This window comes from Stenotrophomonas sp. 2YAF22 (assembly GCF_052114665.1).
Taxonomy (GTDB): Bacteria; Pseudomonadota; Gammaproteobacteria; order Xanthomonadales; family Xanthomonadaceae; genus Stenotrophomonas; species Stenotrophomonas indicatrix.
In genome coordinates this window covers 1-8073 of record NZ_JBFRFE010000136.1, presented here as the reverse complement: position 1 = coordinate 8073, position 8073 = coordinate 1, and the positions used below count along the sequence as shown (strand labels likewise).

Genomic DNA, 8073 nt, shown 5'->3' with positions numbered 1-8073 from the left:
GAGCTGCGCGGTGATCTTGGCGCCGGCAAATCGACCACGGCGCGCGCGCTGTTGCGGGCGCTGGGCGTGCAGGGGGCGATCCGCAGCCCCACCTATACCCTGGTCGAGCGCTATCCGTTGTCCAGTGGCGGCGAGGCTTGGCACATGGACCTGTATCGCATCGGCCAGGCCGGCGAGCTGGATTTCCTCGGGCTGGACGAGGGCAGTGCCGTGCTGTGGCTGGTCGAATGGCCAGAGCGCGGTGCCGGTGCGCTGCCGCCAACCGATCTGGTGGTCGCACTGGAGATCGAGGGTCAGGGGCGTCGCGTGCGTCTCACTGGCATCAGCGACACGGGACGTGAATGGCTGCAGCGGCTTCCCGAAGGTGGCGACTTGCAGGCCCTTTCTGTCGGCTGACGAGAACAAACACCGGCAGGTTACGGATTATTAAGGAAAAAGGTGTTGCATTCCGTTCAGTGCGGTGATTGAATCCTGAGTCATGCGCCCGGGGAATCGACTCATTACCATCTGTGCCGCCGTCGGACTTGGTCTGGCGAGCGTCAGTGCGTGGGCCGGTGAGGTCCGCCAAGTGCTGCTCAATACCGGTGCGACCGGAACCCGTGCGGAAATCGCGCTGGTCGGCAGTGGTGGCTACAAGACCCTGTCGCTGGCCGGCCCGAACCGGCTGGTGGTCGATTTCCCCGATTCCAGCGCGGTGCGCAACCTGAAGATGCCTTCGCCGCAGGGCGTGGTGACTGCGGTGCGGACCGGGCAGCCGGTGCCGGGCACTTTCCGTGTCGTATTCGACCTGGCCGAGACGGTCGCCCCCTTCCGCCCGCAGATGCAGCGCGAAGGCAATGAATCCAAGCTGGTGATCGAGTGGCCGGGCGATGGCCCGGCCGTGGCCGCCAGTCGCCCCGCAGTGACGCCTGCACCGACGCAGCCGCCAGCGGCATCTTCGGTGAGTCCGGCTGCGGTCCCGGGCCCGACCCCGGCACAAACCGCACAGTCCCGTGGTGATGCCGCGCGAGCCACTGCGCTGTTGACCGCGCAGGTCCAGCAGCAGGCCAGTGCCAGYGCTGCGGCACCCGCCGCGCCGACCCCGGCGCCGAGCACCACCCCGGTGCAGATGGCGGCAGCRGGCACCACCGCCAGCAGCACCCCGACGTCGTCGCCGGCAGCCATCCTGGCTGGTCAGGCCACCACTGCAGTTGTGGCCACCCAGCCGAAGCCGGTGCCGACACCTGTTGCGCCGACCGAGTCGCCGCGTCCGACCATGCCCAGCGATGCCTCGCGCATCCGCATGCAGCCGGGCATGCGTCACCTGGTGGTGGCGATCGATCCGGGCCACGGCGGTCAGGATCCGGGCGCCATCGGCCCGACCGGCAAGCGCGAGAAGGATGTCACCCTGGCGGTGGCGCGTGAACTGGCTCGCCAGGTCAACGCCACGCCTGGCCTGAAAGCCTTCCTCACCCGCGACAGCGATGTGTTCATCCCGCTGCCGATGCGTGCGCAGAAGGCGCGTGCGAACAAGGCCGACATCTTTATTTCGATCCATGCCGACGCAGCCGAGAACCGCTCGGCCACCGGTTCGTCGGTGTACGTGCTGTCGACCAAGGGCGCGTCTTCGCAGCGTGCGCGCTGGCTGGCGGACAAGGAAAACGCGGCCGATCTGGTCGGTGGCGTGCGCCTGCAGCAGACCGAAGGCACGCTGGCCAACGTCCTGCTGGACCTGGCCCAGAGCGGTTACATGAAATCCTCCGAGGACGCAGCCGGGCACGTGCTGGGCGGCCTGAAGCGGATCGGCAACAACCACAAGCCGAACATCGAGCGCGCCAACTTCGCGGTGCTGCGCACCTCGGACATGCCGGCGATGCTGGTGGAAACCGCGTTCATCTCCAACCCGGATGAAGAGCGCCGCCTGATCGACCCGGCCTACCAGCGCAAGGTCGCCGGCGCGGTGCTGGACGGCGTGCACACGTTCTTCAGCCGCCAACCGCCGCCGGGGACGTTGTACGCCGCACGCGCGCAGGCCGAGATCGACGCCGCAAGCACCGTGGCGGGCGGCAGCAAGTAAGGCGCTGGATCGCCCGCTTCCGCTAGAGCCAGGCCACGCCTGGTTGGCGCCGCGTACGGTGGATCTCGACTCTACCTGGCGCCGCTCCGCTATCATCGTGGCATGACGTCTGCCTGCCTTGCCTGCCCATGAACGCGCCCGATCCGCGTCCGATCCGGCCGTTGCCGGAAATCCTGATCAACCAGATTGCCGCCGGTGAAGTGGTCGAACGACCCGCATCGGTGGTCAAGGAACTGGTTGAGAACGCGATCGATGCCGGCGCCAGCCGCGTCGATATCGAGCTGGAAGAAGGCGGTGTGCGCCTGATCCGCATCCGCGACAACGGCAGCGGCATTGCCGCAGAGCAGTTGCCGCTGGCGGTTTCGCGGCACGCCACCAGCAAGATCGCCAACCTGGATGAACTGGAAGCGGTGGCCACGCTGGGTTTCCGTGGCGAAGCGCTGCCGTCGATCGCTTCGGTCAGCCGTTTCACCCTGTCCTCGCGCCGTGCCCATGATGAGCACGGTTCGGCACTGCAGATCGAAGGTGGGAAGATCGGCGAGGTGACCCCGCGCGCGCATGCGCCGGGCACCACGGTGGAAGTGCGCGAGTTGTTCTACAACGTGCCGGCGCGGCGCAAATTCCTGCGCGCCGAGCGCACCGAACTGGGGCATATCGAAGAGTGGCTGCGTTCGTTGGCGCTGGCCCGTCCCGATGTCGAGCTGCGTGTCTCGCACAACGGCAAGGCCTCGCGTCGCTACAAGCCGGGCGACCTGTATTCGGACGTGCGCCTGGCCGAGACCCTGGGCGAAGACTTCGCCAGCCAGGCCGTGCGCGTGGACCACAGCAGTGCCGGCCTGCGCCTGCATGGCTGGATCGCGCAGCCGCATTATTCGCGCGCCAGCACCGATCAGCAGTACCTGTACGTCAACGGACGTTCGGTACGTGACCGCAGTGTCGCCCATGCAGTGAAGATGGCCTACGGCGACGTGCTGTATCACGGCCGCCAGCCAGCGTATGTGCTGTTCCTGGAGCTGGACCCGACGCGCGTCGATGTGAACGTGCATCCGGCCAAGCATGAGGTGCGCTTCCGTGACTCGCGATTGGTGCATGACTTCGTCTACCGCACCTTGAAGGATGCGCTGGCAGACACCCGTGCCGGCATGAGCGCGCAGGAGATCGGTGCAGGCGCGGTGCCTCCGGCCGAGGGCGGCAGCGCATCTGCGATGCCGGGGGCCACGGCCTCCAGCTTCGGCTACGTGCGCGGTCCGGCACCCGGCGCGGGGCAGGGCGGAAGTGGTGGCTTTTCCGGTTGGCGACCCCAGCAGCCGCTGGGCCTGCAGGTGGCCGACGCACCCGCTGCCTATGCTGCGTTGTATGCATCGCCTGCGGGTGCCGAGCGCGGTGCGGCACTACCGCCGATGCCGATGGAGAACGGACTGCCGGTCACCAGTGCCGACGCCGGGGTGCCGCCGCTGGGCTACGCCGTTGCCCAGCTGCATGGCATCTACATCCTGGCCGAGAACGCTGAAGGCCTGATCGTGGTCGACATGCATGCGGCGCACGAACGCATCGGCTACGAGCGGTTGAAGAATGCGCACGATGGCATCGGCCTGCAGTCGCAGCCGTTGCTGGTGCCGATCACCCTGGCGGTGGGCGAGCGCGAAGCCGACACCGCTGAAGCGGAGGCCGATACGCTGGCCGCCCTCGGGTTCGAGATCACCCGCGCCGGACCGGGCGCGCTGCACGTGCGCAGCATCCCGGCGCTGCTGGCCCATGCCGARCCCGAAGGCCTGCTGCGCGATGTGYTGACCGACCTGCGCGAGCACGGCCAGAGCCGTCGCATCGCTACTGCGCGCGATGAGCTGCTGTCGACCATGGCCTGCCATGGTGCAGTGCGTGCCAACCGGCGCCTGACCGTGCCGGAAATGAACGCGCTGCTGCGCGACATGGAAATCACTGAAAGGTCCGGCCAGTGCAACCATGGCCGACCGACCTGGGCCCGTTTTTCGCTGGCGGAAATCGACCGCTGGTTCCTGCGCGGACGTTGAGGGGAGCACCGATGCGATTTTGGGGAATGGGCGGCCTGATGGCGGCCCTGTTGCTGGCGGCCTGCAGCCCGGCATCGACGCCGGCGCCAGCCGTCGTTGAGGATCCGGCATTCGCCGCGCAGCAACAGCAATGGCGGGTACTGCGTTACCAGGACCTGACCCGGGCCGATGGGTGGACCGCATTGGTCGGCCTGCACTGGTTGCAGAACCGATCGCACTTTGTCGGCAGTGGCGCCACCAGCGGCATCCGCCTGGCGGTGGGGCCGGCCAGGCTGGGGCTGCTGCGCCGTGAAGGTGACCAGTGGTGGTTCACGCCGGAGTCCGGCACGGATGTCACCCTCGACGGACAGCCTGTGCGCGGGCGTGTCCGCATGGATACCGACAAGGATCCGCAGCCGACCCTGCTGGCCTTCGATGGTGGCAAAGGCCAGCTCAGCCTGATCCGTCGCGGCCCGCGCGATGCGCTGCGGGTCAAGCATGCCGATGCACCCGCGCGCCGCGATTTCGCCGGCCTGCAGTACTGGCCCGGTGGCCCGCAATGGCAGGTGCAGGCGCGCTTCATCGCCCATCCACCAGGCAAGACCCTGCCGATCGTGGACATCACCGGCCTGACCACCGAGATGCCCAACGCCGGTGCCGTGGAATTCGATCGTGACGGCCGCAGCTGGCGGCTGGAAGCGATCGGCGAGCCGGGGCAGCCGCTGTTCCTGATCTTTGCCGACCGTACCAGTGGCCACGGCAGCTATCCTGCCGGCCGCTATCTGGATACCGATGCGCCCACCGCCGACGGCCACGTGGCGATCGACTTCAACCACGCCCACAACCCACCGTGCGCGTTCACCGCTTATGCGACCTGCCCGTTGGCGCCGCCGGAGAACCGCCTGGATCTGCGCGTGGAAGCGGGTGAGAAGGCGTATCACCTGCCTGAAGGAGAGGGCTGAACATGTTGATGAAACTGTTGTTGCGCAGTGCCGTTTTTCTCGCTGCCTGCGCCGCCGGTCCGTTGGCCGTCGCGCGGGATGCGCCGGCCGAAGCCACGGCCGGCAAGCCGCCGGTGCCGCTGCTGTGGAAGGTCACCGGGCAGGGAGATGCACGCCTGTACCTGCTGGGCTCCTTCCATCTGTTGAAGCCGCAGGACTATCCGCTGTCGACCGACGTCGAGCAGGCCTTTGAAGCCTCGCAGCGCGTGCTGTTCGAGGTGACGCCAGAGGAACTGCAATCGCCGCAGATGGCCAGCCAGATGATGCAGGTCGCTATCCGCAAGGATGGCAGCGAGCTGAAGCGTGACCTGGATGCGCCGACCTGGCAGAAGCTGCAGACCTATGCGACGCAGAACAAACTGCCGTTGGCCCAGTTGCAGGGCATGAAAGCGTGGTTTGTCGGTTTGACCATCACCGTGGCGCAGATGCAGAAGCTGGGCCTGGACCCTGAGCTGGGACTGGACCGGCATTTCATGCAGCGGGCGCAGAAGGCGGGCAAGAAGACCGCAGGCCTGGAAGACATGTCCAGTCAGATCAACCTGCTGGATGGCATGAGCGTGCAGGAGCAGCGGCAGATGCTGTCCGAGGCGCTGGACGAAGCGGGCAAGGGCGATGGCCAGGCGCAGATGCTGCATGAGGCCTGGCGCCGCGGCGACGATCGCCTGCTGTGGAACCGGATGGGCGTGGAGATGCGCCAGAAGTATCCGCAGCTGTACCAGCGCATCAATACCGATCGCAACGACGCGTGGGTGCCCAAGCTGCTGCCGTACCTGCAGGCCGGGCAGGGCGGCACGCTGGTGGTGGTGGGCGGCCTGCACCTGCTGGGCGGCGACGGCGTGGTCGAGAAGCTGCGCGCGAAGGGCTACAAGGTCGAGCGGGTGTGCTCGGCATGCAAGGCGAAACGTCCGTAGATCCACGCCACGCATGGCGGCGTTGAAAACAAAACGGCGCGCCCATGGCGCGCCGTTTTTGTATCAGCCGGGCCGATCGCCTCAGCGGCGGGTCTTGCCGCCGGTCCCCGCGCCACTGGTGGGGTCGCTCGGCTTGCCGGCCGCGCCGGTGCCGGTGCCCGTTCCGGTGCCACCCGGACGCGGGCCACCGAAACCGCTGCCCATGTTGCGCTGGAACTCCTGCCACAACTCCAGGTTGCGCTCGGTCAGCTGGTTCATCATCGCCCACGGCGTCTGCCCCAGCAGGTTGCCCATCTGCTGGCGGAACTGCTGCTGCTGGTCGAGGAAGACCTGCATGCTGCGCTCCAGGTAGTTGCCCATGAAGCCCTGCAGGGAATCGCCGTAGAAGCGGATCAGCTGGCTCAGCAGCTGGGTGGAGAGCATCGGTTCACCGTCCTGCTCCTGGTCGGCGATGATCTGCAGCAGGACCGATCGGGTCAGGTCGTCGCCGCTCTTGGCGTCGCGGACTTCGAAGTCTTCGCCGTCGAGGATCAGCTGACGCACGTCCTCGATGGTGATGTAGCTGGAGATCTCGGTGTCGTACAGACGGCGGTTCGGATACTTCTTGATGATGCGGGTCGCAGCCATGAAGCGGTACTCGTCACAGTAGACGCGCAGCATGGCGCAGTGCAGCAGCGGTTGCAACCGCCCCAGCCCCCGCCAGGCTTGGCTTTCCGTCGCCGGAATGTTGCGCAGCAAGGCTTTGCGTGCTGCGCAGCATGACCAACGGCAGGGTGCAGCACGGGCTTTCAGGCCCTGGCGCCGTTTACCACCCCATATGGTGGCCGCCGTTGATGTCCAGGTTGCTGCCGGTGATCCACGCGGCCTCTTCGGCTACCAGGAAGGACACGCCATAGGCGATTTCTTCCGGCTTGCCCAGGCGCCCCGTCGGGATGTCGGCGATGATCTTGGCGCGCACTTCCTCGGGCACTGCCATCACCATGTCGGTGGCCACATAGCCGGGCGAGATCGTGTTCACGGTGATGCCGAAGCCTGCATTCTCGCGGGCCAGCGAGATGGTGAAGCCATGCATGCCGGCCTTGGCGGCGGCGTAGTTGGCCTGTCCGTATTGGCCCTTCAGGCCGTTGATCGAACTGATCTGGATGACCCGGCCCCAGCCGCGTCGACGCATGCCTTCGATGACCGGGCGGGTGACGTTGAATACCGAATTGAGGTTGGTGTTGATCACATCGTGCCACTGTTCCGCGCGCATGCGGTGGAAGGTGGTGTCGCGGGTGATGCCGGCGTTGTTGACCAGAATCTCGACCGGGCCCAGTTCGGCCTCGACCGCGCGGATCAGGCCTTCGGCGCTGGCAGAGTCGGAGACATCGCCCGGGAAGATCGCCACGTGGTAGCCGCGTTCGCTCATGGTCTGCTGCCAGGCGCGGGCCTTGGCCTCATCGCGGTAGTTGGTGGCGACGCGGTGGCCCTGGTCGGCCAGGCGTTGGCAGATGGCGGTACCGATGCCGCCGGTTCCGCCGGTGACCAGTGCGACGCGAGATGTCATGGAAAGCTGTCCGGATATCAGGTGGGGGAAGGGGGATTCTGCAACATCGGCGCGGAAAGTGCGCCCGCCGGCAGCAGGATGTCCGCGCGCGGCAACAGGCTGGGGTTGAAGCTGCGCCGGGTGGCGGCCAACAGCGCGTCGCGGTCGTCGATGCCTTCCAGAGCGCTGGTCGGCTGGCCCAGCAGTTCCCATAATCGGCGCAGCACCGGTACCGGCTCGCCGGCATCAACCGGCATCGCCGCCAGTGATTTGGACAGTTTGTGGCCCGGTGCATCCAGCAGCAGCGGCAGGTGCCAGTAGCGCGGCGTCGGCAGGTCCAGCGCCTGCTGCAGCAGGATCTGCCGGGCGGTGGAATCGAGCAGGTCGGCGCCGCGTACCACTTCGGTGACCCCCTGCGCGGCGTCATCGACCACCACCGCCAACTGGTAGGCCCAGCAGCCATCGGCGCGGCGCAGTACGAAGTCACCGACCTCGGCATGGACATCCTGTTGCTGCGGGCCGCGCAGGCCATCCTCGAAGCGCACGATGCTGCCGGGCGGCACGCGGAAGC

8 protein-coding genes are annotated in these 8073 nt (G+C 67.2%); 5 read left to right on the top strand and 3 right to left on the bottom strand.

Going from position 1 to position 8073, the window contains the following annotated elements:
• From tsaE to AB4Y84_RS07695, 5 genes are all read left to right on the top strand, one after another.
• Window positions 1–396 (top strand): tRNA (adenosine(37)-N6)-threonylcarbamoyltransferase complex ATPase subunit type 1 TsaE (gene tsaE, locus AB4Y84_RS07715; RefSeq protein ID WP_442249953.1); only part of this gene is annotated, 396 nt, incomplete at its 5' end.
• Between the two features lie 82 nt (window positions 397–478).
• Complete coding sequence (locus AB4Y84_RS07710; protein WP_442244056.1) at window positions 479–2056, top strand: N-acetylmuramoyl-L-alanine amidase; 1578 nt, start codon at window positions 479–481, stop codon at window positions 2054–2056.
• 128 nt (window positions 2057–2184) lie between these two features.
• On the top strand, window positions 2185–4086 hold the full coding sequence (gene mutL, locus AB4Y84_RS07705; RefSeq protein ID WP_394196596.1) for a DNA mismatch repair endonuclease MutL: 1902 nt from the start codon (window positions 2185–2187) through the stop codon (window positions 4084–4086).
• Window positions 4087–4097: 11 nt separating this feature from the next.
• Window positions 4098–5027, top strand: coding sequence for a DUF1684 domain-containing protein (locus AB4Y84_RS07700; RefSeq protein ID WP_442244055.1), 930 nt, complete (start codon window positions 4098–4100; stop codon window positions 5025–5027).
• 2 nt (window positions 5028–5029) lie between these two features.
• Complete coding sequence (locus tag AB4Y84_RS07695) at window positions 5030–5977, top strand: TraB/GumN family protein (RefSeq protein WP_442244054.1); 948 nt, start codon at window positions 5030–5032, stop codon at window positions 5975–5977.
• Window positions 5978–6058: 81 nt separating this feature from the next.
• On the opposite strand, the gene phaR is transcribed toward AB4Y84_RS07695, so the two are convergent.
• From phaR to AB4Y84_RS07680, 3 genes are all read right to left on the bottom strand, one after another.
• Window positions 6059–6604: a polyhydroxyalkanoate synthesis repressor PhaR gene (gene phaR / locus AB4Y84_RS07690; RefSeq protein WP_223497283.1), complete on the bottom strand. Its 546-nt coding sequence runs from the start codon at window positions 6602–6604 to the stop codon at window positions 6059–6061.
• A 178-nt stretch (window positions 6605–6782) separates the two neighbouring features.
• Complete coding sequence (gene phbB, locus AB4Y84_RS07685) at window positions 6783–7523, bottom strand: acetoacetyl-CoA reductase (RefSeq protein WP_223495807.1); 741 nt, start codon at window positions 7521–7523, stop codon at window positions 6783–6785.
• A 17-nt stretch (window positions 7524–7540) separates the two neighbouring features.
• On the bottom strand, window positions 7541–8073 hold a 533-nt coding region (locus tag AB4Y84_RS07680; RefSeq protein WP_442249952.1), incomplete at its 5' end, for a glutamate--tRNA ligase family protein.